Source organism: Streptomyces sp. NPDC059201, assembly GCF_042754585.1.
Classification (GTDB): domain Bacteria; phylum Actinomycetota; class Actinomycetes; order Streptomycetales; family Streptomycetaceae; genus Streptomyces.
Map to the genome: position 1 here is coordinate 19,738 of NZ_JBHZBB010000005.1, position 23,522 is coordinate 43,259.

Sequence of the window (23,522 nt, forward strand, 5' to 3'; positions counted from 1 at the left end):
GTCAGGTCAGGTCAGGTCACGTCAGGCCAGGTCAAGTCAGGCCAGGTCAGGCTCTGAGGCGGAGGCCGCGGGGGGTGGCCACGAAGCCCGCCGTTTCCAGCGGGCGGGCGAGGGGGGAGGTCAGGGCTGTCGCGCCGTTGATCCGCTCGACCGTGACCGTGCCCAGCGCGCCCGCGCGCGCGGCCTCGGCCAGGGCGCCGGCTGCCGCCGTCAGCGCCGGGTCGTCCGGCTCCGTCGGCCAGGAAAGGACCGTCTTGCCGCCGCGCTCCACGTACAGGGTCAGCTCGCCGTCGACCAGGACCACCAGCGCGCCCGCCTTGCGGCCCGGCTTGTGGCCGGCGCCGGTCGGCGGCTCCGGCCACGGCAGGGCGGCCCCGTACGCGTTCGCCGGGTCGGCGGCGGCCAGCACCACCGCGCGCGGGCCCGCTGCCGCCTCGGCGCCCCGGTCCCGCGCGGTCGCCGCCGCCCGCAGCCGGTCCACCGCCCCGTCCATCGCGAACTGGGCCGCGCCCAGGCCCTCCACCACATAGCCGCGCCGGGCCTGGCCGCTGTCCTCGAAGGCGGACAGGATCCGGTAGACGACGGAGAAGCCGCCCTCGACGCCCTCGGCGGCCACGGCGCCGCGGGTCACCACGCCGTGCCGGTCCAGGAGGGTGCGGGCCAGCGCGTGCGCCCGGTGGGTCGGCTCGGGCTCGGCGGGCGGCAGCAGCGCCCAGCGGCCCGAGACCGTCGGCGGGCCCGACCTGGAGGCCGGGCGGGTGGCGCCGAGCGTGCCGAACCGGCCGCGCGGCACCGTGCGGCGGGCCCGGTGGGCGGTCGAGCCCGCGGTGCGGCCCGAGCCGAGGAGGGCGCGCAGCGGCGCCAGGGTGTCGTTGGTGAGCCGGCCCGACCAGGCCAGGTCCCACAGGGCGTCGGCGAGCTGCGGGTCGGTGGCGTCCGGGTGGGTGGTGATCCGGACCTGGTCGGCGATCTGCCGGAAGAAGAGGCCGTATCCGCCGGTCAGGGCCGTGAGGACCGACTCGTGGAGGGCGGTGAGCTCCAGCGGGTGCGGCGGGGGCAGCAGGAGCGGGGCCGCGTCCGCGAGGTAGAGGGAGATCCAGCCGTCCTTGCCGGGCAGGGAGCCCGCCCCGGCCCAGACGATCTCGCCGGTGGTGGTCAGCTCGTCGAGCATCGCCGGGGAGTAGTCCCGGACGCGGGACGGCAGGACCAGCTTCTCCAGCGCTGACGCCGGCACGGGCGCGCCCTGGAGCTGCTCCACCGCGCGGGCCAGGCCGTCGATCCCGCGCAGGCTGCTGCCGCCCAGGTGCTGCCACTGGGGCAGGAAGGTGGCCAGGGCCGCCGGGGGCACCGGCTCCAGCTCGTGCCGCAGGGCCGCCAGGGAGCGGCGGCGCAGCCGGCGCAGGACGGCCGCGTCGCACCACTCCTGGCCGATGCCCGAGGGGTGGAACTCGCCCTGGACGACCCGGCCGGCCGCGGCGAGCCGCTGGAGGGCGCCGTCCGTGACGGCCGCGCCCAGACCGAAGCGGGCGGCGGCCTGGGAGGAGGTGAAGGGGCCGTGGGTGCGCGCGTACCGGGCGAGGAGGTCGCCGAGCGGGTCCTTGACGGGTTCGGTGAACGCCTCGGGGACGCCCACCGGCAGCGCCGTGCCGAGCGCGTCCCGCAGCCGGCCCGCGTCCTCGATCGCCGCCCAGTGCTCGGTGCCCGCGATCCGTACCGCGATGGCGCGGCGGGACCGGGCCAGCTCGCGCGCCCAGTCCGCCTCGGCGCCGCGCGCGGCCAGCTCCGCGTCGGTGAGCGGGCCGAGGACCCGCAGCAGGTCCGCGACGCCCTCGGAGTCCTTGATCCGCCGGTCCTCGGTGAGCCACTGGAGCTCCCGCTCCAGCTCGGTCAGCACCTCGGGGTCGAGCAGTTCGCGCAGCTCCGCCTGGCCCAGCAGCTCGGCGAGGAGCCGGGAGTCCAGGGAGAGCGCGGCGGCCCGGCGCTCGGCGAGCGGGGAGTCGCCCTCGTACAGGAACTGCGCCACGTAGCCGAAGAGCAGGGAGCGGGCGAAGGGGGACGGCTCGGCGGTGGTGACCTCGACGAGGCGGACCCGGCGGGCCTCGATGTCGCCCATCAGCTCGGTCAGGCCGGGGACGTCGAAGACGTCCTGGAGGCACTCGCGGACGGCCTCCAGGACGATCGGGAACGAGCCGAACTCGCTCGCCACCTGGAGCAGTTGGGCGGCCCGCTGGCGCTGCTGCCAGAGCGGGGTCCGCTTCCCCGGGTTCCGCTTCGGCAGCAGCAGGGCGCGGGCGGCGCACTCGCGGAAGCGGGAGGCGAACAGCGCGGAGCCGCCCACCTGGTCGGTGACGATCTGGGCGACTTCGCCCTTGTCGAAGAGCGTGTCCGCCGCGCCCACCGGAGCCTGGTCGGCGTCGAACACCGTGTCCTGGTGGCGGCCCGGGCCGACCGGCTCGTGGTCCAGCAGGTCGAGCCCCATGTCGAGGCCCATCAGGTCGGCGTCGGGCAGCCGCAGCACGATGCCGTCGTCCGCGTGCATCACCTGCGCGTCCATGCCGTACCGCTCGGCGAGCCGGGCACCCAGCGCCAGCGCCCACGGCGCGTGCACCTGCGCCCCGAACGGGGAGTGGACGACGACCCGCCAGTCGCCCAGCTCGTCGCGGAACCGCTCCACCAGGATCGTGCGGTCGTCCGGCACGTGGCCGCACGCCTCGCGCTGCTCCTTCAGATACGCCAGGACGTTGTCGGCCGCCCAGGAGTCCAGGCCCGCCGCGATCAGCCGCAGCCGGGCGTCCTCCTCGGCGAGCGCGCCCAGCTCGCGCAGGAACGCGCCGACCGCGCGGCCCAGTTCGAGCGGGCGGCCCAGCTGGTCGCCCTTCCAGAACGGCAGCCGGCCCGGCACGCCGGGCGCCGGTGACACCAGGACCCGGTCGCGGGTGATGTCCTCGATCCGCCAGGAGGTGGTGCCCAGCGTGAAGACGTCGCCGACCCGCGACTCGTACACCATCTCCTCGTCGAGCTCGCCGACCCGCCCGCCGCCCTTCTTCGGGTCCGATCCGGCGAGGAACACGCCGAACAGGCCCCGGTCCGGGATCGTGCCGCCGGAGGTGACCGCGAGCCGCTGCGCGCCCGGGCGGCCGGTGACCGTGCCCGCGACCCGGTCCCACACCACGCGCGGGCGCAGCTCGGCGAAGGCGTCCGAGGGGTAGCGGCCCGCGAGCATGTCGAGCACGCCCGTGAAGGCCGAGTCGGGCAGGGAGGCGAAGGGGGCGGCCCGGCGCACCAGCGCCAGCAGGTCGTCCACCTGCCAGGTGTCGAGGGCGACGATCGCGACCAACTGCTGGGCGAGCACGTCCAGCGGGTTGGCGGGGATCCGCAGCGACTCGATGGACCCCGAGCGCATCCGCTCGGTGACCACGGCCGCCTGCACCAGGTCGCCGCGGTACTTGGGGAAGACCACGCCCGTGGAGACCGCGCCGACCTGGTGGCCCGCGCGGCCCACGCGCTGGAGGCCGGAGGCCACCGAAGGCGGCGACTCGACCTGGACGACCAGGTCGACGGCGCCCATGTCGATGCCGAGCTCCAGGCTGGAGGTGGCGACGACGGCGGGCAGCCGGCCCGCCTTGAGGTCCTCCTCGACCTGGGCGCGCTGCTCCTTGGACACCGAGCCGTGGTGGGCGCGGGCGAGCAGCGGCGGCGCGCCCTTGGCCGCGCCCGACTGGGCCATGATCTCGGCGGGCGGGGTCCCCTCGGGGGCGGGCTCCCCGGTCGCCCGCTCGTAGGCGATCTCGTTCAGCCGGTTGCAGAGGCGCTCGGCGAGGCGCCGGGAGTTGGCGAAGACGATGGTGGAGCGGTGGGCCTGGACGAGGTCGGCGATCCGCTCCTCCACGTGCGGCCAGATCGACGGCTTGTCGCCGCCGTCCTTGCCCTCGGAGGCGGGGGAGCCCCCCAGCTCGCCCATGTCCTCGACGGGCACGACGACCGAGAGGTCGAACTCCTTGCCCGACGGGGGCTGCACGATCTCCACCTGGCGGCCGGGGGAGAGGAAGCGGGCGACCTCGTCGACCGGCCGGACCGTGGCCGACAGGCCGATCCGGCGCGCGGGGCGGGGCAGCAGTTCGTCGAGCCGCTCCAGGGTGAGGGCCAGGTGCGCGCCGCGCTTGGTGCCGGCGACCGCGTGGACCTCGTCCAGGATGACCGTCTCCACCCCGGCCAGCGCCTCCCGGGTGGCCGAGGTCAGCATGAGGAAGAGCGACTCGGGGGTGGTGATCAGGATGTCCGGCGGCTTGGTGGCGAGCGCGCGGCGCTCGGCGGGCGGGGTGTCGCCGGAGCGGATGCCGACCCGTACGTCGGGCTCGGGCAGCCCGAGGCGTACGGCCTCCTGGCGGATGCCGATGAGGGGGGAGCGGAGATTCCGCTCCACGTCGACGGCGAGCGCCTTCAGTGGGGAGACGTAGAGCACCCGGCAGCGCTTCTTCGGCTCGGCCGGGGCGGGGACGGACGCCAGCCGGTCCAGGGAGGCGAGGAAGGCGGCGAGGGTCTTGCCCGAGCCGGTCGGTGCCACGACGAGCACGTCCGAGCCCGCGCCGATGGCCCGCCAGGCGCCCTCCTGGGCGGCCGTGGGCGCGGTGAACGCCCCGGTGAACCACCCGCGGGTGGCCGGGGAGAAGTCTTCGAGCGCGGACGTGACCATGTCCCCCATCGTGCACCCGCCCACTGACAACCGCCGGGACCTGTGGAAAACCGTGTCCGTACCCCGGGCCGCCGGCGCCCGCGCCTGTGGACATCGGTGCCCGGATCCGGGGCCGCCGGCGCCCGGACCTGGGGCGATCGGGTCGTCGGCACGGCCGGGGCGGGCGCAGAATGGAGGAATGGCGAGGGGCGAGCGGGCTCGGTATTGGCAGTACGCCGAGCTGCCCGGGGTCGATCTGCTGCACGCCCACTACATAGAGAAGGCGTTCTCCCGCCACACCCACGAGAGCTTCGTCTACGCGGCGATCACCGAGGGCGTCGAGGCGTTCCACTACCGCAACGAGCTGGTCCACGCCGGACCGGGGCAGATCGCCCTGGTGAACCCGGACACCCCGCACACCGGGCACGCCGGCGTCCCCGAGGGCTGGACCTACCGCACGATCTACCCGGACGCGGAGCTCATCCGGTCCATCGCCGCCGACGTCCTCGCCGTCCGTGGCCCGGTCGGCTTCACCCAGCCCGTCGTCGACGACCCGTACGCCGCCCAGCTCGTCATCGGCGTGCACCGGGCCGCCGAGGAGGGCAACGCGCTGGCCGCCGACAGCCTGCTGCGCCTGGTCACCGCACGGATGCTGCGCAGTCACGGCGGGAGTCTGCGCGCGCTCACGCCCCGCACGGCGGGGGCCCGGGACGCGGCACGCGCGCGTGCCGTCCTGGAGGAGCGGATGGCGGAGCCTCCCACTCTGGAGCGGCTCGCCGCCGACCTCGACACCAGTCCGTTCGCCCTGCTGCGGGCCTTCCGTGCCGAGTACGGCATGCCGCCGCACACCTGGCTCACGGACGCGCGCGTGCGGCGGGCCCGGCGGCTCCTGGACGCCGGGACGCCACCGGCCGAGGCGGCCGTCGCCGTCGGCTTCACGGACCAGCCGCACCTGAACCGGCACTTCACCCGCAGCGTCGGCGTTCCGCCCGGGGCCTACCAGCGCGCCCGTGGACTGCCGCGCAAGAACGTACAAGACCCGCCGCCGGCCGCTCCGTAACCTCGGGGACGTGGCAGAACAGACAGCACACCCCGCCACGCGGGACATACGCGACGACCCACCCTCGGGCACGACCTCAGGCATGGCCGCCGGCACTTCAGGCACGGCCTCAGGCGTGGCCTCTGGCACCGCCGGGAGGGGAACGGCGGGCGGCGGCGACCGGAAGACCGGTTCGGCCGTGGTCCGGGACGCGCTCGGAGTCGGCGTCGCCGTCGGACTCTCCGGCTTCGCCTTCGGCGTCACCTCGGCGGGCGCCGGGCTCACCCTCCTCCAGACCTGCGTGCTCAGCCTGCTCGTCTTCACGGGCGCCTCGCAGTTCGCCCTCGTCGGCGCCCTCGCGGGTGGCGGGAACCCGTTCACGGCCGCCGCCGGAGCCTTCTTCCTCGGCACCCGCAACGCCTTCTACGGGCTGCGCCTCTCCCAGCTCCTCGCGCTGCCGAGGGCCGTGAAGCCGTTCGCCGCGCAGTGGGTCATCGACGAGACCGCCGCCGTCGCCCTCGCCCAGCCGGACCGCAGGTCCGCCCGGCTCGGCTTCACCGTCACCGGGCTCACCCTCTACGTCCTGTGGAACCTCACCACGCTGCTCGGGGCGCTCGGCGCCGAGGCCATCGGCGACACCGCCGCCTGGGGCCTGGACGCCGCCGGGCCGGCCGTCTTCCTGGCGCTCCTCGCCCCGATGCTGAGGACCGCGACCGAGCGGGCCACCGCCGGGATCGCCGTCGTCCTGGGCCTGGGCCTGCTGCCCGTGCTCCCGGCCGGCGTCCCCGTGCTCGTCTCGGCGCTCGCCGCCCCGGCCGTCCTCTGGTTCCAGGGCCGCCGGGCGCAGAAGCAGCGCGAGCCGGACCAGGAGGCCACCGGATGAACGCCATGAACAGCACCCACGTCTGGCTCGCGATCGGCCTCACCGTCGCCGGCTGCTACCTGGTCAAGCTGGTCGGCCTGCTCGTCCCGGCCCAGACCCTGGAGCGGCCGCTCGTGCAGCGGCTCGCCGCCCTCCTTCCCGTCGCCCTGCTCGCCGCGCTCACCGCCCAGCAGACCTTCGCCACGGGCACGGCCCTCACCCTGGACGCACGGGCCGCCGGCGTCGCCGCCGCCGCGCTCGCGCTCGTCCTGCGCGCGCCCTTCCTGGTCGTCGTGGGCGCCGCCGTCGCGGTGACCGCGGGGGTACGGGCCCTGGGCGGCTGAACCGCACGCGTACCGCTGAAGCGCACGCGTACCGCCGCACCGGCACCCGTACCGATCCCGGCTTCCCGGCTCCACGCGCGCGTGGAGCCGGGATCAGGCGTCCAGGGGGCGCCCGTAGGCGCGCAGGGTGCGCAGGGCCTCGATCGTGACGATCGGCCGCCACTCCAGGGCCGAGCCCGGCGCCCAGGCCCGCCAACGGATCGGCCAGCCCCCGTCCTCGGCCTGCTCCGCCGCGAGGACGTCCAGCGAGCGGGACAGCTCCTCGTCGGTGAACCAGCCGCGGGCGAGCGAGTCCGGCACGCGCGCGTAGTCGTGCGGATAGTGGTACTCGCCGGGCGCGTACCCGTCGGCCACCGGGAAGTCCTCCGGCCGGTCCGGGTCCAGCACGGCGAGCCGCTGATCGCGCACCAGCCGGCCGAGCCGGTCGGCCGCCGCCTCGGCCCGCGGCCGGTCCGGCGCCGAGTCGAGGAAGGCCACCGCCGCCTGCACCTCGTACGGATGGGACTTCTCCAACGACTCCACCGCCGCCCAGCAGAACTCGGTCGCCCGGAACAGCCACGCGTGCCAGACCTGGTTGCGGTGGAGCGTGCCGACCACCGGGCCGGTCGAGAGCAGCTCCCCGGGCGGGTCGTCGACGACCGGCACGAACGGCGCCGACGGGTAGTCCCGCTGGGAGGGGTGGATTGCCGGCAGCGCCCCCTCGTGGGTGGAGACCGCCGTCAGATAGCGGCAGATCCGCTCCACCCGCAGTCCGCCGCAGCGCCCGATGGAGTCCAGGACCCGCAGCGCGTGCGCGGTGTGCAGCGGCTGGCTGACCGGGCCCCGCAGGTCCGGTTCGAGCCCGTGCCCGTAACCGCCGTCCTCGTCGAGGTACGCGGTCAGGGCGGCCTCCACGTGGTCCGCGCCGCCGCGCAGGAAGTGGTAGGCGAAACGGCGCTGTTCGAGCACCCGTGCCGTCAGCCAGACGAACCGCTCGGCACGGGCCAGCGGCGACCCGGGGGCCGCCGGAGGAGGGGGCGGGGAGGAGAGGGGTTTTTCGGCCATGTTCCGACCGTAGGGCGGAACCGCGCGGTGACAAGCCCCGGCGGCCCGGCTGCACTCTTGGGAGCGGGATACTGGGGTCATGCGGTTGACGATTTTCTGGGAGCGGATGGCCGACCACTTCGGCACCGGGTACGCGGACTCCTTCGCGCGGGACCACGTCCTGTCCGAACTGGGCGGCCGGACCGTCCACGAGGCGCTGGACGCCGGCTGGGAGGCGAAGGACGTGTGGCGGGTGGTCTGCGGCGCCATGGACGTCCCGGCCGAGAAGCGCTGAGGGCGGTCCCCGGACGATCCGCGGGGACCCCGGACCGATTGTCCGCCGGGTGCGCGAGACTTGCGGGGTGGCCCCGACTGACGACACCGAGAAGACCGCCCGGCAGACACCCGTGACGCCCGCCGTCGCCCGGAGCGGGACGCCCGACGCGAGCGCGTCGCCCGGCGTCCCCGCAGCCTCGGGAGGGCAGGCCCCCTCCGGCGCCCCCGCCCCCGCCACGACCACCACGGAGGCCGGTCCGGTGCCCGGCCCCGCGCGCATGCCCCGCTGGCTGCCCCGCGCGATGGTCCTCGGCCTCGCCCTGTACGCCTGCTTCCAGCTCGGCGACTGGGCCTTCCACCAGCTCGTCGGCCTGCTCGTCAACGTCCTGCTCGCCTTCTTCCTCGCGCTCGCCATCGAACCGGCCGTCGGCCGCATGGCGGCGCGCGGGATGCGCCGGGGACTCGCCACCTTCCTCGTCTTCTTCGGCGTCCTCGCCTTCGGCATCGGCTTCGTCGTGCTGCTCGGCTCGATGCTCGCCGGCCAGATCGTCGACATGGTCGAGAACTTCCCCAAGTACCTCGACTCGCTCATCAACTGGATCAACCAGACCTTCCACACCGAGCTCTCGCGCGTCGAGGTCCAGGACAGCGTGCTCAACTCGGACTGGCTCCAGAAGTACGTGCAGAACAGCGCCACCGGTGTCCTCGACGTCTCGGCGACCGTCCTCGGCGGGCTCTTCCGGCTGCTGACGATCTTCCTCTTCGCCTTCTACTTCGCCGCCGACGGACCCCGCCTCCGCCGCGCGCTCTGCTCCGTCCTGCCGCCCGCCCGACAGGCCGAGGTGCTGCGCGCCTGGGAGATCGCGGTCGACAAGACCGGCGGCTACCTCTACTCGCGCGGCCTGATGGCCCTCATCTCCGGCGTCTCGCACTTCGTGCTCTTCGAGATCCTGGACGTGCCCTACGCCCCCGCCCTCGCGGTCTGGGTCGGCCTGGTCTCGCAGTTCATCCCCACCATCGGCACCTATCTCGCCGGTGCGCTGCCGATGCTGATCGCCTTCACCGTGAACCCCTGGTACGCGCTGTGGGTGCTCGGCTTCGTCGTGATCTACCAGCAGTTCGAGAACTACGTCCTCCAGCCGAAGCTCACCTCCAAGACGGTCGACATCCACCCGGCGGTGGCCTTCGGCTCGGTGATCGCCGGTACGGCCCTGCTCGGCGCGGTCGGCGCGCTGATCGCCATCCCGGCCGTGGCCACCCTCCAGGCGTTCCTCGGGGCGTACGTGAAGCGGTACGACGTCACGGACGACCCGAGAGTGCACGGCCACCGGCGGTACGGCGAGGCCGTCGTCGCGCGGCTCCAGAAGGCCCTCCAGCATAAGAAGGAGGGTCAGGGCGGCGCCGAGGAGGCGTGACGGGGCGGCTCACAGGTACGACGGGCCGGTGACGCGGCCCCGGAACGTGTACCAGACCCACGCCTGGACGGTGACGAGCAGCGGGGTGACGAGGGCCAGCGCCGGGACGAGCAGGGCCAGCGTCCCGGGCGCCGCCGCCCGCTCGGCCAGCGGCAGCGCCGTCCCCGCCCAGAGCGGCAGCCCGCCCAGCAGGACGGCGGTGAGGGCGAGCGGATGCCAGGGCCGTCCGGCCCGCCCGACCAGCCGCCGGGCCCGCTGGTACGGGGCGCCGGTGAGCCGCAGCGAGGCGAAGCCGAGGCCGTGCGCCGCGAACAGGGCGGCGACGGCCGCCGCGGCCACGACGGCGACGGGCCCGCCCGCGGGCTCGTACGGTCTGCCGGTGAGCAGGGCGGCGAGCAGCAGGCCCCAGGAGAGCGCGACCGCCCAGCTGCCGGCCGTCACGGCGGTGTCGCAGGCGGCCCGCCAGCGGGGCCCCGGGCCCCGGCCCCGCGACCACAGGCCCGTGTCCCGCACGATCCACCCGGCCAGGAGTGCCACGACGACCGGTGCCTGACCGCTCAGCAGCTCGCCCTCCAGCGCGGGGAAGCAGCCGACGAGGACGCCGGCGGTGGCCACCAGCCACACCTCGTTCCCCAGGAAGAAGGGGGCGAAGGAGGCGAGGACGAGTCTGCGCTCGGCGTCGGAGCGGCCGAGCCAGGGCAGCAGCATGCCGCTGCCGATGTCCGTGCCGGCGAGCACGAACCAGCCGGTGGTACAGCAGGCGAGCAGGACGACGGCCAGGGTTTCCACGGTTCTCCTCGGGCCTGGGACGGGGTCAGTAACGGGGCGGGTGCGCGGCCGGGACCGGCGGGGACTCCTCCTGGACGCGCTCGTCCCGGCCGAGGCCGGGCTCGGCGGGGCCGCGGCGGGCGTGCCGGGCGATCAGCCAGCCGTTGAGGACGGCGAGGAGCAGGAAGAGCGTGGCGAACACGGCGAGCGAGAGGCGCATCGTGCCGGGGGAGAGGTCCGAGACGGCGTCCTCGGTCCTCAGCAGGCCGTACACCACCCAGGGCTGGCGGCCCGACTCGCGGAAGACCCAGCCGCCGATCATGGCGAGGTACGGCAGCGGCACGGAGGCCATCAGGACCACGTGCCAGAGCCGGAACCGCAGGACGGCCTTGCGGAACGCGGCCAGGATCACCCCGCCGAAGCAGAGGTACATCATCAGGCCGAAGGCGATCAGCATCACCAGACCGCCGCCCCGGGTCCAGCCCTCCGGCGGTATGTAGTCGCCGGGGCCGAAGCGGGCCGCCAACTCGGCCTGCACCCGGGCGATCTCGGCCTCCTGTCCGCCGAAGACCGCCGACTTCATCGGCTGGAAGGAGGCGAGGGAGGCGAACTGGATCCCGCCGCTGACCGCCGCCGCCATCAGGGCCGGCGCCGCGACGTAGACCCCGGTCCGCAGGCTCCGCCGGAAGAAGTCCGCCTCCGCCGTCCGCCGGAAGAGGTGGTAGGCGCTGACCCCCGCCATGAGGAACCCCGCGGTGAGCAGGGCCCCCGCGAGTATGTGGGCGAGCGGGAGGAGCGCGGCCGGGTTGGTGAGGACCGCGGCCGGGTCGGTCAGGACGAGCTCGCCGCCCTCGGAGCCGTACCCCACCGGATGGTTGAGGAAGCCGTTGGAGACGAGGATCCAGTACGCGGAGAGGTAGGCGGTGAGGACGACGATCCAGATCGTCGCCAGGTGCGCCCAGCGGCCGAGCCGGTGCCAGCCGAAGATCCACAGGCCGAGGAAGGTGGACTCGACGAAGAACGCGACGAGCGTCTCCACGGCCAGGGACGCGCCGAGTATGTTGCCCGCCTCGTGGGTGAGGCCGCTCCAGGCCATGCCGAACTGGAACTCCATGACGAGGCCGGTGACGATGCCGACCGCGTAGTTGATCACGTACAACTGGCCCCAGAAGCGGACCTGGCGGGCGTCCTCCGGGCGCCGGGTGACGGTGGCGCGGGTCTGGAGGACGGCCACGATCGTGCCGAGGCCCAGCGTGAGGGCGACGAAGAGGAAGTGGCCTGCGGCGGTGAGGCCGAACTGTAGCCGCGCGAGATCGAGTACGTCCTGATGCACTCCGCCAGCATGCTCGGGCGGACCCCCGCACCACATCTGACCAGGGGTGACAATCGCGGACCGGCTCCGTACGACCCCGGGTTGACGGCAGCTCCCCGACGTACCACGAAAGTTGATCGGGGCGGCCCCCGACCCTTAGGGGGCGACCCCGGTGCGAGCCGTCCGGGGCGGCTCCCTCAGGCCAGCCAGCCGGGGGTGATCATCCCTGACTCGTAGGCCAGGACGACGAGTTGCGCCCGGTCGCGGACCCCCAGTTTGGTCATGATCCGGCTGACGTGGGTCTTGGCGGTGGCGGGGGAGAGGACGAGCCGGCCCGCGATCTCGTCGTTCGACAGACCGGCCCCGACCAGGCCCAGGACCTCCCGCTCGCGGTCGGTGAGGGCGTCCAGGCGCGCGGCCGGGTCCGGCCGGCGGTCGGACGGGTCGGCGCGGCCCGCGAACTCGGCGATCAGCCGGCGGGTCACCGCCGGGGCGATGAGGGCGTCGCCGCGGGCCACGACCCGCACCGCGTGCAGCAGTTCCATCGGCTCGGTGTCCTTGACGAGGAAGCCGGACGCGCCGGCGCGCAGCGCCCCGTACACGTGCTCGTCCTCGTCGAAGGTGGTGAGGATGACGACCTTCACGCCGTCGAGCCGGGAGTCGGCGGTGATGCGGCGGGTGGCCTCCAGGCCGTCGAGCACGGGCATCCGGATGTCCATGAGGACGACGTCCGGGCGGAGCGAGGCGGCGAGCGCGACGGCCTGCGCGCCGTCCCCGGCCTCGCCGGCGACCTCGATGTCCTCCTCGTCGGAGAGGATCGACCGGAATCCGGCCCGGACGAGGGTCTGGTCGTCGGCGAGCACGACGCGGATCATCGCTGCGTCCCTTCCTGAGGGGTGAGGGTCGTGGGGAGGCGGGCGTCGACGACGAAGCCGCCGTCGGCCGGTCCGGCGGTGAGCGTGCCGCCGAGGGCGCGGGCCCGCTCGGTCATGCCCCGGACGCCGGTCCCGCCCGGGGCGCCCGGGGTCGCCGGGCCGGGCGCACCGCCGTCGTCCGCGATCCGGATCCGTACCGTGCCGGTCCCCGCCTCCCAGGCCAGGGTGACGGTGACCGTCCCGGCGGCCGAGTGGCGGGTCACGTTCGTGAGCGACTCCTGCACGATCCGGTACGCGGCGAGGTCCACGGGCGGCGGCAGCGGGACGGGCGTGCCGGTGACCCGGGTGCGCACGTCGAGGCCGACGGCGCGGGCCCGGGCCGTCAGGTCGCCGAGGAGGGCCAGGCCGGAGGCGGGCGGGGCGGTCGGCGCCGCCTCGTCGGCGCCGCGCAGCACCCCGAGGGTGGCCCGGAGCTCCCGCAGGGCGTCCTTGCTGGTGGTGCGGACCGCGGTCAGGGCCTCGGTGGCGGTGGCGAGCGCGCTCTCGGGGGCGGGGCGCTTGGCGAGCCGGTGCAGGGCGGCGCCGGACTGCACGTTGATCAGGGAGACGGTGTGGCCGAGGACGTCGTGGAGCTCGCGGGCGATCCGCAGCCGCTCCTCGGTGGCGCTCTGCCGGGCGCGGGCCTCCTGCTCGCGCTCGGCGGCGAGGGCCCGCTGCTCCACCTCGTGGAGGTAGGCGATCCGGGTCCGCTGGGCGCGGCCGACCGCGACCAGGCTGACCAGCCAGCCGGCGAGCATCGCGAGCGCGGTCTCGTCGATCTGGCGGTGGCCCGGCTCCTGGCGGGACTCGCCGAGGCCGACCGCGAGCAGAGTGACCGCGGCCAGCGCGACGGCGGCGGCGAAGCGGCCCTCCGCGGCCGTGGTGTAGAGCGCGAGGGCGAAGGCGATCATGAGCGGCCCGTCCTGCGAGGAGAGCGGGTAGTAGGCCACGCACGCGAGGAGGGTGACGACGGCGACGGCGACGGGCCACGCGCGCCGGAGGGCGAGGACGCCGCAGCCGACGAGCACGAGGGCCCAGCCGAGCGCGGCACGCGGGGCGGACTCGTGCGTCTGCCACCCCGAGATCAGCGTCCAGACCGTCACCAGGAGGAGGACGAGGCCGGCGATCACGGCGTCGGCGGTCCGGGGCGGGAGGCGCATGGGTCGAAGGATAGGCGGGGCGGAGGCCGGCGGCCGCCCGCTCCCTCTATACTAAAAAAGTTGAATAGGTGGTGGGTGGGGTACGGATCCACGGGAAGGCGACCCACGGATGAGCACGCACGGATACCGGCGGTACGTGGCCCTCGGCGACAGCCAGACCGAGGGCGTCGGGGACGGGGACGACCTCACCGGGCTGCGCGGCTGGGCCGACCGGCTCGCGGAGCACCTCGCCAGGACCGGACCGAAGGTCCGGTACGCCAACCTCGCGGTACGGGGCCGCCTGGCCGGCGGGGTGCGGGCGGAACAGCTCCCGGCGGCCCTCGCGCTCCGGCCCGACCTCGCCACCGTCGTCGCCGGCGTGAACGACGTGCTCCGGCCGGGCTTCGACGCCGACGAGACCGCGGACCACCTGGAGGCCGTCTTCGCGGCGCTGACCGGCCAGGGCGCCCGGGTGGTCACCCTCACGTTTCCCGACGTCGGCCGCATCGTCCCGCTGGCCCGCCCCCTCGCGCCCCGCGTCCACGCCCTCAACGACCGGATCCGGGAGGCCGCCCGCAGGCACGGCGTGACCGTCGCGGAGACCGCCCACCACGACGTGGTCACCGACCCCCGGCTGTGGAGCGCGGACCGGCTGCACGCCTCCCCGCTCGGCCACGCGCGCATCGCCGCAGCCGTCGCCGACGCGCTCGCCCTGCCGGGCAGCGACGACGGCTGGACCAGGCCGCTGCCGCCCCGCCCGGCCCCCACGCGCCTGCGTGCCGCCGCCGGTGAACTCGCCTGGGCCGGATCCTTCCTCGGACCCTGGCTCGCGCGCCGTGTCCGGGGCCGGTCCTCCGGCGACGGCCGGGCCGCCAAGCGCCCGGACCTCCTGCCTGTGGGACCTGTGGGACCCGTGGGGTCCGCCGATCGGGGCCCGGCCCGTACTCCTTGAGCTCCTTCAGCCAGGCGTTCCGGTGGTCAACGTGCCGGGGCCGGTTCAGTCGTCTGAAGGTCGTTTCCGGTGATCCGCCGGAAGCCGTCCGATGAGCCTCCTACCGTACGGACTGACCGCGCCGACGCGGTCCTACGAGGAGGAAGCCTGTGTCATCGCCCTGCGACCCCCGCTACGCCCCCGTCGGTGATGTGGACGGGGCGCTCATGGTGATCGACTCCCGTCTCAAGGCCATCCACGACGGCCAGTCCGGGACCGACCCCGAACAGCAGAAGCTGCTCGACCAGCTCACCGCGTCCATGGACCTGGACGGGGTCCACGAACTCCTGGACGGCGCCTGCACGCTCGTCTTCATCTTCATGAAGTGGCTGCGCCACGTCCACGAGGAGCACGACCGGGACGTCATCGAGTACGTCGTCCCCAGCCTCGTCGCCACGCTGCGCATGATGTCCCGGAGCGTCAGCCCCGAGGCGATCCCCACCATGGCCGGACTCGCGATCGCGGCGGGCACCGGCCTGAGCCCCAGCCTCTGGCGCGGGCAGTACGGGGACTGGACCAAGGAGGAGATGACCGCCCTGGAGGCCACCGCCCTCCTGCTGGCCGAGCACATCAACCGGATCACGGGCGACCGCGACTTCGCCACCCGCATGGTCGGCGAGACGCTGTCCCGCGCCGACCGGGAGGCGGAGTCCGGCGTCGACCCGGGATGGGACGAGGACGGGGGCTGAGGGGGCCGGGACCGGGGAGTGGGCGGTTGTCCACAGGGAGCGCGTGGCGCGCTTGACACGAAAATCGAACATCTATTCTTATGAAGGTTCCGGCCCTTGGAATCGCGGGCATCTCGGCGAGTTGTCCACAGGTCGGAGAGACGCGAGGGCTCATTGTCAGTGGCAGGGGTTAGCGTCTTTCACATGAAGCGATCGACTCAAGCAAACCGGGTGGAACCCATGGCAGGAACCGACCGCGAGAAGGCGCTCGACGCCGCGCTCGCACAGATTGAACGCCAATTCGGCAAGGGCGCCGTGATGCGCATGGGTGACCGTGTCCAGGAGCCGATCGAGGTGATCTCCACCGGATCGACCGCCCTCGACATCGCCCTCGGCGTCGGCGGCCTGCCCCGCGGCCGTGTCGTGGAGGTCTACGGACCGGAGTCCTCCGGTAAGACGACCCTGACCCTGCACGCCGTGGCCAACGCCCAGAAGGCCGGCGGCCAGGTCGCCTTCGTGGACGCCGAGCACGCCCTCGACCCCGAGTACGCCAAGAAGCTCGGCGTCGACATCGACAACCTCATCCTGTCCCAGCCGGACAACGGCGAGCAGGCCCTCGAGATCGTCGACATGCTGGTCCGCTCCGGCGCCCTCGACCTGATCGTCATCGACTCCGTCGCCGCGCTCGTCCCGCGTGCGGAGATCGAGGGCGAGATGGGCGACTCCCACGTCGGCCTCCAGGCCCGTCTGATGAGCCAGGCGCTCCGGAAGATCACCAGCGCGCTCAACCAGTCCAAGACCACCGCGATCTTCATCAACCAGCTCCGCGAGAAGATCGGCGTGATGTTCGGCTCGCCGGAGACCACGACCGGTGGCCGCGCCCTGAAGTTCTACGCCTCGGTGCGCCTCGACATCCGCCGTATCGAGACCCTCAAGGACGGCACGGACGCGGTCGGCAACCGCACCCGCGTCAAGGTCGTCAAGAACAAGGTCGCGCCCCCGTTCAAGCAGGCCGAGTTCGACATCCTCTACGGCCAGGGCATCAGCCGCGAGGGCGGCCTGATCGACATGGGCGTGGAGCACGGCTTCGTGCGCAAGGCCGGCGCCTGGTACACGTACGAGGGCGACCAGCTCGGCCAGGGCAAGGAGAACGCCCGTAACTTCCTGAAGGACAACCCCGACCTCGCCGACGAGATCGAGAAGAAGATCAAGGAGAAGCTGGGCGTCGGCGTCCGCCCCGACGCCGCGAAGACCGAGCAGCCGGCCGCCGACACGGCGGACGCGGCGGACCCGGCCGGCGCGGACGACGCCAAGGCCGCCCCGGCCGCCGCGGCCAAGACCGCCAAGGCGACCAAGGCCACCGCGGCCAAGAGCTGAACCGGTGACCGGTCGCACCGAATGGCCGGGTGACAGCCCCGACTCGTCGAGGGCCGAGAAGGAGCTGTCACCCCAGGATCCGGCTGAGCGGGCGCGGGCGATCTGCCTGCGCCTGCTCACCGGACCCCCCCGCACGCGCAAGCAGCTGGCCGATGCCCTGCGCAAGCGGGAGATCCCCGACGACGTCGCCGAGGAGGTCCTCGCCCGCTTCGAGGACGTGGGCCTCATCGACGACGCCGCCTTCGCGGACGCCTGGGTGGAGTCCCGCCACCACGGGCGGGGCCTCGCCCGCCGCGCCCTCGCCCGCGAGCTGCGGACCAAGGGCATCGACCCCGGCCTCGTGCAGGAGGCCGTGGGTCAACTGGACTCCGAGCAGGAGGAGGAGACCGCGCGCGAGCTGGTGGCGCGCAAGCTGCGCTCCACCCGCGGTCTCGAACGCGACCGCCGGCTCAGACGCCTCGCCGGCATGCTCGCCCGCAAGGGCTACCCGGAAGGCATGGCCCTGCGGGTGGTCCGCCAGGCACTGGAGGAGGAGGGCGAGTCCACCGACGGCCTGGAGGAGGGCTACTGAGCCCCGACGCCAAGGCTGACGCCGGGGGCGGACGTCGGGGCAGGTCGGCAGGCTGACGCCGGGGCGGGTGTCAGGGTGTGGTTCTGCCGGCCGGGAGGAGGACCGGGAGGCCCGCGGCCTTCCATGCCTGGAAGCCGCCGATCAGGTCGGTCGCGCGGTGGAGGCCCAGACGGTGGAGGGACTCCGCGGCGAGGGAGGAGGCGTAACCCTCGTTGCAGAAGACCACCACCCGCAGGTCGTGGCCGGTCGCGCGTGGGGAGCGGTGGCTGCCCAGGGGGTCGAGACGCCACTCCAGCTCATTGCGTTCCACGACCAGCGCGCCCGGGATCAGACCGTCCCGCTCGCGCAGGGCCGCGTAGCGGGTGTCGACCAGGAGCGCCCCGCCCGACTCGTACTCCTCGTACGCGGTGCGGGCGTCGACCCGGTCGAAGCCGGACCGGACCCGTTCCAGAAGTTCGTCGATGCCGACGTGGTCGCCGCTCACTGCCAGTCCTCCGGTCGCTCGACCTGCTCCAGGCGCAGGACCGCGCCCGTCCGGCTGAAGCGCCGGATCAGCGGGAGCGGCGGGTAGTAGGCGTGCACGGAGATCGCGTGCGCGTCGGGGGAGGCGTTCAGCACCTCGTGGACGTGGTCGCGGCCGAAGGCGCGGCCGTCGCCCGCGTCGAGCCGGCGGGAGCGGTCGAGCCCCTCGGCCAGCTCCAGGGTCTTCCAGCCGCCCGCCGGGAGGCGGACGGCGAGCGCGTGCTCGGTCAGGCTGCCGCGAGCGGTCGCGAAGGCGCCGAAGGACTCGGCATGATCGTGCCAGCCCGTTCCGGTGCCGGGCGGCCACCCGATGAGCCATGCCTCGCTGCCGCCGGGGCCGTCCAGACGTACCCAGGTACGGCCCTCGGGGTCGAGCGGCAGGGAGTCGACGAGGGCCTGGTCGGCGGCGGTACGGCGGGCGAAGGCGAGCAGTTCGGCCGCCGTCGGCCGACCGGCGGTCGCGCGGGCGGGGGCGGTGGGGGCCGCGGGGATTGCAGGGGCTGCTGGGGCTGCTGGGGCTCCGGGGGAGGCGGGCGCTTCGGGGGAAGCGGGGACGGCGGGGATGGCTGAAGGGGTGACAGAAGACGCGGGCACGGGTGACCGTCCTGGAGTCGCTGGGGTGCGCGCCGCGGGGGAGACCGGCGGGAATCCCGGAGGACCAGGAAGCCCGGAGGACCGGGGAGCCCGGAGGGACATGGTGGTCCGGAGGGACCGGGTCGTCCGGAGGGTCGCCGAGGAGAGTGCCGACGGCGCGACGGACGGGTGTCCGGGGCGGGTCGGGCGGGCGCGCGGGGGAAGGGAAGCGAGTTCAGCAGGACGGGCGACACACGCAGCCCGCATAGCGGATCAGGTCCATATGGACCCTCCGCCACAGGCGCACATCGGTGTCGGTCACGTTCCGGAGTACACCATGCGCGCCCGCGCGAATCAATGGACGTCCACGGTCCGGTCGTGTCCCCGCGACGCCTCGGCCGGTGCCGGGACCTCCACGGGGACACCCCTGGAGACGTCCACCGTGGCCTCCACGGGGTTCTTCACCGGGCCCGCACCCGCCGCATCCGCCGCATCCGCCGCGGCGGACGGCTCGGCGGGCTCCTGCGGGGCGCTGCCGCGCGCGGCTTCCGCCGCCGCGTGGAGTTCCTCGGGGCGTACGCCCGCGAAGGCGGCGACCAGGTGGCCGTCGGGGCGGACGAGCAGGACGGCATGGGCGGGGGCGCCCGGGTAGGCGTCGGTCACCAGGACCTCGGAGGACACCGGAAGCGCCTCGGCGGCCTCCTCCAGACGGGGCATCAGGCCGGCGGTCCGCCAGTGCCGGCGCTCCCACACCCCGGAGCCGGGGGCGACGAGCAGGACCAGGAACCTGGCCCGCCCCAGCCGGTCCCGGAGCCGTACCGTCGTGTCGTCGGGGGCGGTCACCAGGACGTCCTCGACGGGCGCGCCCAGCGGTGTGCCCACCGGGATCATGCCCTCGCTGAACGGCGCGGCGAGCGGCGAGTGCGGATGGGCGGGGGAGGCGCCCAGCGGGCCCCGGCCCAGGTGTCCGTCGGTCAGCAGGGCGTCGTGGCCGCGCATCACGCCCGGCAGGTAGCTGCGCAGCCCTCCGCCGCCGCGCAGCGCCGGCAGGGCTTGGTCGGCGGCGCGCAGCCGTGCGGCGACGGCCGTGCGGCGCTCGCTCTGGTAGCTGTCGAGCAGCGCGTCCGGGGCGGCGCGGTGCCAGATGAGGGCGAGCTTCCAGGCGAGGTTGTCGACGTCCCGCAGGCCCTCGTCGAGGCCCTGGGTGCCGATTGCGCCCAGCAGATGGGCCGCTTCCCCGGCGAGCAGCACCCGGTCGACGCGCCAGCGGCGGGCGAGCCGGTGGTGCAGGGTGTGGACGCCGGTGTCCAGGAGTTCGTACGGGGGCGTGGTCCCCTCGCACCAGCCGGCCAGGGTCTCGCGGATCCGGGCCACCAGGGCGTCCGGGGTGACGAGTTCGCCGCGCGGCGGCAGGAGCCAGTCGATCCGCCACACCCCGTCGGGCAGCGGGCGGGCGGTGATCTCCTCGCCGACCCCGCGCCACGGCGGCTGCCGGTGCAGCAGGGACTCGCCGGGCCAGGGGAGTTCGGTGCGCAGGGCGGCGACGGCGTGCCGCTCGACCGCGGTGCGGCCGGGGAAGCGGACGCCGAGCAGCTTGCGGACGGTCGAGCGGGCGCCGTCGCAGCCGACGAGGTGGCTGCCGCGCCACCAGGTGCCGTCCGGGCCGCGGGTGTGCGCGATCACCCCCTGGCGGTCCTGCTCGATGGTGTCCAGGCGGGAGTCGGTGACGAGCCGGACGAGCGGTTCGCGGGCGATGGCGTCGCGCAGACCGCGGGCGAGGGCGTGCTGGGGGATGTGCAGGGGCGCGGCCGGCGCGGCGGGGGAGTCCGGGTCCTCGGACCACTCCTCGGTGCCGCCCAGGCCCAGGTCGAAGGCGACCTGGCGGGACGGCCGGCGCCGGTGCATGCCGCGCCAGCCGACCCAGCGCAGGCCCTCGTCACGGACGGTGGCGCAGCCCAGCCGCTCGACCAGGGCGGCCATGTCGGCGCGCAGCACGACGGTCCGCGCGGGGCGTGGCTCCTCCTTGCCGGAGGTCTCGTCGAGGACGACGCTGGGCACGCCCTGCGCGGCGAGCGCGAGGGAGAGCGCGAGGCCGACCGGCCCCGCGCCCACGATGATCACCGGGTCCACGGCGCGGCTCCTGACGGCCGGACGGACAGAGGGGCAGCACAGCAGAGTGTGGCACGAGCCCGGTGCTTGATCACAGACCGTATGCAACCCACTCAGGGTGTTTTGCGTCAAGTGACGCGGTGGGTGTGGTGCCGCTGACGCCCGGTCAGGACCCCTTATGGCCCCCTCGGTTGCCCCAGGAGCCCCTCGGACCCCACCGGGAACGACAGCGACGTCGCCGGCCCCCGGAGTCTCGGACTCCGGGGACCGGCGACGGGGCCGGAAACGAACGGGCCTGCCCTGCCCCGAACGGGCTCGTATCAAGACCGAACAGGCTCGTATCAGGTCCGTATCAAGTCCGAACAGGCCCGGCCCGTTCAGAACCTCAGGCGCCCGCGCTGCTGACCGAGCCCGCCTCGACGTTCGGGACCGGGGCGACGTCCTTGACGGCCGCCCCCTTGCGGCCCTGCCGCAGGCGCCGTTCCAGGCGGGCGGCGAGGTGGGTGATGATCGCGTTGAGCACGAAGTAGATCAGCGCGATGACCGTGAAGGTGGCGATCGTGTTGGCGCCGTAGTTGGCGGTGATCTGCCGGTTCTGGCTCAGCAGCTCGCCGAAGCCGAGCATCGCGCCGCCGAGCGCCGTGTCCTTCACGATGACGACGAGCTGGCTGACCAGGGCCGGCAGCATGACCGTGACGGCCTGCGGCAGCAGCACGTACAGCATGGTCTGGCCCTTGCGCATGCCGAGCGCCATGGCCGCGTCGCCCTGGCCCCGGGGGAGCGAGAGGACACCGGCGCGGACGACCTCGGCGATGACGGAGGCGTTGTAGAGCACCAGGCCGGTGACGACCGCGTACAGGGGGCGGAAGTCGGAGCTGACCGGGGTGTACGCCGCGTAGACCGCGCTGGCGAACATCATCAGGAGCAGCACGGGGATGGCCCGGAAGAACTCCACCACCGCGCCGACGGGCACGCGGACCCATCGGTGGTCGGAGAGCCGGCCGATGCCGAGGGCCGCGCCGAGCGGCAGGGCGATGAGGATGGAGAGAGCGGCGGCCTTCAGGGTCTCGGTCAGACCGGGGATCAGGTACGTCGTCCAGACCTGTGAGTCCGTGACGAACGGGCTCCACTTCTCGGCGGTCAGCTGCTCCTTGTCCGCCATGGCGGAGAGCACCCAGTAGGCCACCAGGCCCATGACCGCGAGGAAGACGATCGTGTAGAGGACGTTGCGCCGCTTGGCCTTGGGGCCGGGGACGTCGTAGAGGACGGAGCTCATCGCTTCACCGCCAGTCGCTTGGCCGCCCAGCCGAGGATCAGGCCGGTGGGAAGAGTGAGGACTATGAAGCCGAACGCGAAGACCGCGAAGACCGCGAAGAGGGCGTCCGCTTCATTCTCGATCATCTCCTTCATCAGGAGCGCCGCCTCGGCGGCGCTGATGGCGGCCGCGACCGTGGTGTTCTTGGTGAGGGCGATGAGGACGTTGGCGAGCGGGGTGATCGCGGCGCGGAATGCCTGTGGCAGCACGATCACCGTCAGGACCTGCGTGAAGCTCATGCCGAGTGCGCGTGCCGCTTCGGCCTGTCCTGACGGGACGGTGTTGATGCCCGAACGCAGCGCTTCGCAGACGAACGTGCCGGTGTACGCGACCAGGCCGAGAATGGCCAAGCGGAACCCGATGGAATCCGACGCCTCGGCCCCGAGCGTGATGCCCAGAGTCTGATCGAGAGCCAGGGAGCACGCGACGATCACGACGGTCAGCGGCGTGTTCCGCACGAGGTTGACGTATGCGGTGCCGAATGACCGCATGAGGGGGACCGGGCTGACACGCATGGCGGCCAGGGCCGTGCCCCAGACGAGCGAACCGATCGCTGAGTAGAAGGTGAGCTGCGCCGTCACCCAGAAGGCGCCGAGCAGGTCGTACTGCCCGGAATCAAGAAAGTCGAACACGATGCCCCGCGCTCTCCCTGGTGGTCGGTGGGTCGGACGGCCGGCCGTCCGACGGGCGGCCGGCGGGCGGACGGCCGCCACCGTACGGAGGCGGGGCGGCCGTCACGGCCGGGTCGCGAGCGGGGTGGGTTGGGGCTCCACCGGTCTGCTCGCGCGCGGGATGGATCAGTTCTGGATCTTCGGAGCGGGCTCGCTCTTGTAGCCGGACGGGCCGAAGTGCTCCTTGACGAGCTTGTCCCAGGTGCCGTCGGACACCATCTTCTCCAGGGCCTTGTTGATCTTGCCCTTGAGGTCGGAGTCGCCCTTCTTGAGGCCGATGCCGTAGTTCTCGTCGCTCATGGAGAGGCCGGCGAGCTTGAACTTGCCCTGGTGCTCCTTCTGGGCCGCGTAACCGGCGAGAATGGAGGCGTCGGTGGTCAGGGCGTCGACGCGCTTGTTCTCGAGGCCGGTCAGGCACTCGGAGTAGCCGCCGAGCTGGCGGAGGTCGGCCTTCGGGGCCAGCTTCTCCTTGACGTTCTGCGCGGAGGTCGAGCCGGTGACCGAGCAGAGCTTCTTGGAGTTGAGGTCCTCGACCTTGGTGATCGAGTTGTCGTCGGCGCGGACCAGCAGGTCCTGGTGGGTCAGGAAGTACGGACCCGCGAAGTCGACCTCCTTGAGGCGCTTCTCGTTGATCGAGTAGGTCGCGACGATGAACTTCACGTCGCCGTTCTTGATGAGGTTCTCGCGCTCGGCGGAGGGCGCCTGCTTCCAGGTGATCTTGCCCTCGTCGTAGCCCAGCTCCTTGGCGACGTACTTGGCGACGTCGACGTCGAAGCCCGCGTACGAGCCGTCCGGGGTCTTCAGGCCGAGACCCGGCTGGTCGAACTTGATGCCGATGGTGATCTTGTCACCGTTGCTGCCCGAGTCCGAGCCGGTGCCACAGGCGGTGGCGGTCAGGGCGAGGACGACGGCGGCCGCGGCGGCCGCGGAGGCGTTGCGAAGCTTCATGGGTGAACGTCCC

At 73.7% G+C, this 23,522-nt stretch carries 22 protein-coding genes; 9 read left to right on the forward strand and 13 right to left on the reverse strand.

Annotation, left to right across the window (positions count from 1 at the left end):
* Nucleotides 1–46 precede the first annotated feature (46 nt).
* Entirely contained in the window at nucleotides 47–4,693 is a 4,647-nt protein-coding gene (locus ACFXMG_RS18250; protein ID WP_383826117.1) for a DEAD/DEAH box helicase, read from the reverse strand.
* Nucleotides 4,694–4,871: 178 nt separating this feature from the next.
* Between ACFXMG_RS18250 and ACFXMG_RS18255 the strand changes: the two genes are divergently transcribed.
* The 3 genes from ACFXMG_RS18255 to ACFXMG_RS18265 are packed head-to-tail and all read left to right on the forward strand — an operon-like array spanning nucleotide 4,872 to nucleotide 6,917.
* Nucleotides 4,872–5,732, forward strand: coding sequence for an AraC family ligand binding domain-containing protein (locus ACFXMG_RS18255; protein ID WP_383826119.1), 861 nt, complete (start codon nucleotides 4,872–4,874; stop codon nucleotides 5,730–5,732).
* Nucleotides 5,733–5,742: 10 nt separating this feature from the next.
* Nucleotides 5,743–6,594 (forward strand): AzlC family ABC transporter permease, encoded by an 852-nt coding sequence (locus ACFXMG_RS18260; RefSeq protein ID WP_383826122.1) that lies wholly within the window; start codon nucleotides 5,743–5,745, stop codon nucleotides 6,592–6,594.
* Between the two features lie 5 nt (nucleotides 6,595–6,599).
* Nucleotides 6,600–6,917: an AzlD domain-containing protein gene (locus ACFXMG_RS18265; protein WP_383826175.1), complete on the forward strand. Its 318-nt coding sequence runs from the start codon at nucleotides 6,600–6,602 to the stop codon at nucleotides 6,915–6,917.
* Between the two features lie 93 nt (nucleotides 6,918–7,010).
* Here ACFXMG_RS18265 and ACFXMG_RS18270 read toward each other — a convergent pair whose 3' ends face one another.
* Entirely contained in the window at nucleotides 7,011–7,961 is a 951-nt protein-coding gene (locus tag ACFXMG_RS18270; RefSeq protein WP_383826125.1) for a hypothetical protein, read from the reverse strand.
* A 79-nt stretch (nucleotides 7,962–8,040) separates the two neighbouring features.
* Here ACFXMG_RS18270 and ACFXMG_RS18275 point away from each other — a divergent pair, with 79 nt between their 5' ends.
* Both ACFXMG_RS18275 and ACFXMG_RS18280 read left to right on the forward strand, forming a co-directional pair.
* Nucleotides 8,041–8,235, forward strand: a complete 195-nt coding sequence (locus ACFXMG_RS18275; protein WP_383826128.1) for a DUF3046 domain-containing protein — start codon at nucleotides 8,041–8,043, stop codon at nucleotides 8,233–8,235.
* A gap of 259 nt (nucleotides 8,236–8,494) precedes the next feature.
* Nucleotides 8,495–9,631 carry an AI-2E family transporter gene (locus ACFXMG_RS18280; protein WP_383826178.1) on the forward strand — a complete coding sequence of 379 codons (1,137 nt, stop codon included), beginning with the start codon at nucleotides 8,495–8,497 and terminating at the stop codon, nucleotides 9,629–9,631.
* Nucleotides 9,632–9,640: 9 nt separating this feature from the next.
* On the opposite strand, the gene ACFXMG_RS18285 is transcribed toward ACFXMG_RS18280, so the two are convergent.
* The 4 genes from ACFXMG_RS18285 to ACFXMG_RS18300 all read right to left on the reverse strand — a co-directional run bounded on the left by ACFXMG_RS18285 (nucleotide 9,641) and on the right by ACFXMG_RS18300 (nucleotide 13,785).
* A complete protein-coding gene (locus ACFXMG_RS18285) occupies nucleotides 9,641–10,420 on the reverse strand; it encodes a cytochrome d ubiquinol oxidase subunit II (RefSeq protein ID WP_383826130.1) in 780 nt (259 codons plus the stop codon).
* A 25-nt stretch (nucleotides 10,421–10,445) separates the two neighbouring features.
* A complete protein-coding gene (locus tag ACFXMG_RS18290; protein WP_383826133.1) occupies nucleotides 10,446–11,732 on the reverse strand; it encodes a cytochrome ubiquinol oxidase subunit I in 1,287 nt (428 codons plus the stop codon).
* A 176-nt stretch (nucleotides 11,733–11,908) separates the two neighbouring features.
* Complete coding sequence (locus ACFXMG_RS18295; protein ID WP_383826135.1) at nucleotides 11,909–12,586, reverse strand: response regulator; 678 nt, start codon at nucleotides 12,584–12,586, stop codon at nucleotides 11,909–11,911.
* Nucleotides 12,583–13,785, reverse strand: a complete 1,203-nt coding sequence (locus ACFXMG_RS18300) for a sensor histidine kinase (RefSeq protein ID WP_383826138.1) — start codon at nucleotides 13,783–13,785, stop codon at nucleotides 12,583–12,585. Before ACFXMG_RS18300 ends, ACFXMG_RS18295 begins: the two co-directional genes overlap by 4 nt.
* 109 nt (nucleotides 13,786–13,894) lie before the next feature.
* On the opposite strand from ACFXMG_RS18300, the gene ACFXMG_RS18305 reads away from it, so the two are divergent.
* From ACFXMG_RS18305 to recX, 4 genes are all read left to right on the forward strand, one after another.
* Nucleotides 13,895–14,716, forward strand: coding sequence for an SGNH/GDSL hydrolase family protein (locus tag ACFXMG_RS18305; RefSeq protein ID WP_383826140.1), 822 nt, complete (start codon nucleotides 13,895–13,897; stop codon nucleotides 14,714–14,716).
* A 149-nt stretch (nucleotides 14,717–14,865) separates the two neighbouring features.
* The gene (locus ACFXMG_RS18310; RefSeq protein ID WP_383826143.1) at nucleotides 14,866–15,444 is read left to right on the forward strand and encodes a hypothetical protein; all 579 of its coding nucleotides are present in this window, start codon (nucleotides 14,866–14,868) and stop codon (nucleotides 15,442–15,444) included.
* A 219-nt stretch (nucleotides 15,445–15,663) separates the two neighbouring features.
* Entirely contained in the window at nucleotides 15,664–16,800 is a 1,137-nt protein-coding gene (recA, locus tag ACFXMG_RS18315) for a recombinase RecA (RefSeq protein WP_383826145.1), read from the forward strand.
* 4 nt (nucleotides 16,801–16,804) lie between these two features.
* The gene (gene recX / locus ACFXMG_RS18320) at nucleotides 16,805–17,371 is read left to right on the forward strand and encodes a recombination regulator RecX (RefSeq protein WP_383826148.1); all 567 of its coding nucleotides are present in this window, start codon (nucleotides 16,805–16,807) and stop codon (nucleotides 17,369–17,371) included.
* A 70-nt stretch (nucleotides 17,372–17,441) separates the two neighbouring features.
* Here the strand turns inward: recX and ACFXMG_RS18325 are convergent, their stop codons facing one another.
* The 7 genes from ACFXMG_RS18325 to ACFXMG_RS18355 all read right to left on the reverse strand — a co-directional run bounded on the left by ACFXMG_RS18325 (nucleotide 17,442) and on the right by ACFXMG_RS18355 (nucleotide 23,509).
* Entirely contained in the window at nucleotides 17,442–17,855 is a 414-nt protein-coding gene (locus ACFXMG_RS18325; protein ID WP_383826151.1) for a rhodanese-like domain-containing protein, read from the reverse strand.
* A complete protein-coding gene (locus tag ACFXMG_RS18330) occupies nucleotides 17,852–18,385 on the reverse strand; it encodes a cysteine dioxygenase (RefSeq protein WP_383826181.1) in 534 nt (177 codons plus the stop codon). Before ACFXMG_RS18330 ends, ACFXMG_RS18325 begins: the two co-directional genes overlap by 4 nt.
* A 316-nt stretch (nucleotides 18,386–18,701) precedes the next feature.
* Entirely contained in the window at nucleotides 18,702–18,788 is an 87-nt protein-coding gene (locus ACFXMG_RS18335; RefSeq protein WP_351110210.1) for a putative leader peptide, read from the reverse strand.
* 32 nt (nucleotides 18,789–18,820) lie between these two features.
* Nucleotides 18,821–20,596 (reverse strand): FAD-dependent monooxygenase, encoded by a 1,776-nt coding sequence (locus tag ACFXMG_RS18340; protein WP_383826153.1) that lies wholly within the window; start codon nucleotides 20,594–20,596, stop codon nucleotides 18,821–18,823.
* A 364-nt stretch (nucleotides 20,597–20,960) separates the two neighbouring features.
* Nucleotides 20,961–21,851 carry an amino acid ABC transporter permease gene (locus ACFXMG_RS18345; protein WP_383826156.1) on the reverse strand — a complete coding sequence of 297 codons (891 nt, stop codon included), beginning with the start codon at nucleotides 21,849–21,851 and terminating at the stop codon, nucleotides 20,961–20,963.
* Nucleotides 21,848–22,522, reverse strand: coding sequence for an amino acid ABC transporter permease (locus ACFXMG_RS18350; protein WP_383826158.1), 675 nt, complete (start codon nucleotides 22,520–22,522; stop codon nucleotides 21,848–21,850). The genes ACFXMG_RS18345 and ACFXMG_RS18350 overlap by 4 nt, the downstream gene beginning before the upstream one ends.
* A 165-nt stretch (nucleotides 22,523–22,687) precedes the next feature.
* On the reverse strand, nucleotides 22,688–23,509 hold the full coding sequence (locus ACFXMG_RS18355; RefSeq protein ID WP_383826161.1) for a glutamate ABC transporter substrate-binding protein: 822 nt from the start codon (nucleotides 23,507–23,509) through the stop codon (nucleotides 22,688–22,690).
* Between the last annotated feature and the right edge of the window lie 13 nt (nucleotides 23,510–23,522).

Bases quoted from the DNA above. Each gene is read 5' to 3' on its own strand.
- ACFXMG_RS18250 (WP_383826117.1), bottom strand. From the start codon at position 4,693: ATGGTCACGTCCGCGCTCGAAGACTTCTCCCCGGCCACCCGCGGGTGG.
- ACFXMG_RS18255 (WP_383826119.1), top strand. From the start codon at position 4,872: ATGGCGAGGGGCGAGCGGGCTCGGTATTGGCAGTACGCCGAGCTGCCC.
- ACFXMG_RS18265 (WP_383826175.1), top strand. From the start codon at position 6,600: ATGAACAGCACCCACGTCTGGCTCGCGATCGGCCTCACCGTCGCCGGC.
- ACFXMG_RS18270 (WP_383826125.1), bottom strand. From the start codon at position 7,961: ATGGCCGAAAAACCCCTCTCCTCCCCGCCCCCTCCTCCGGCGGCCCCC.
- ACFXMG_RS18275 (WP_383826128.1), top strand. From the start codon at position 8,041: ATGCGGTTGACGATTTTCTGGGAGCGGATGGCCGACCACTTCGGCACC.
- ACFXMG_RS18280 (WP_383826178.1), top strand. From the start codon at position 8,495: ATGCCCCGCTGGCTGCCCCGCGCGATGGTCCTCGGCCTCGCCCTGTAC.
- ACFXMG_RS18295 (WP_383826135.1), bottom strand. From the start codon at position 12,586: ATGATCCGCGTCGTGCTCGCCGACGACCAGACCCTCGTCCGGGCCGGA.
- ACFXMG_RS18300 (WP_383826138.1), bottom strand. From the start codon at position 13,785: ATGCGCCTCCCGCCCCGGACCGCCGACGCCGTGATCGCCGGCCTCGTC.
- ACFXMG_RS18305 (WP_383826140.1), top strand. From the start codon at position 13,895: ATGAGCACGCACGGATACCGGCGGTACGTGGCCCTCGGCGACAGCCAG.
- recA (WP_383826145.1), top strand. From the start codon at position 15,664: ATGGCAGGAACCGACCGCGAGAAGGCGCTCGACGCCGCGCTCGCACAG.
- ACFXMG_RS18345 (WP_383826156.1), bottom strand. From the start codon at position 21,851: ATGAGCTCCGTCCTCTACGACGTCCCCGGCCCCAAGGCCAAGCGGCGC.
- ACFXMG_RS18355 (WP_383826161.1), bottom strand. From the start codon at position 23,509: ATGAAGCTTCGCAACGCCTCCGCGGCCGCCGCGGCCGCCGTCGTCCTC.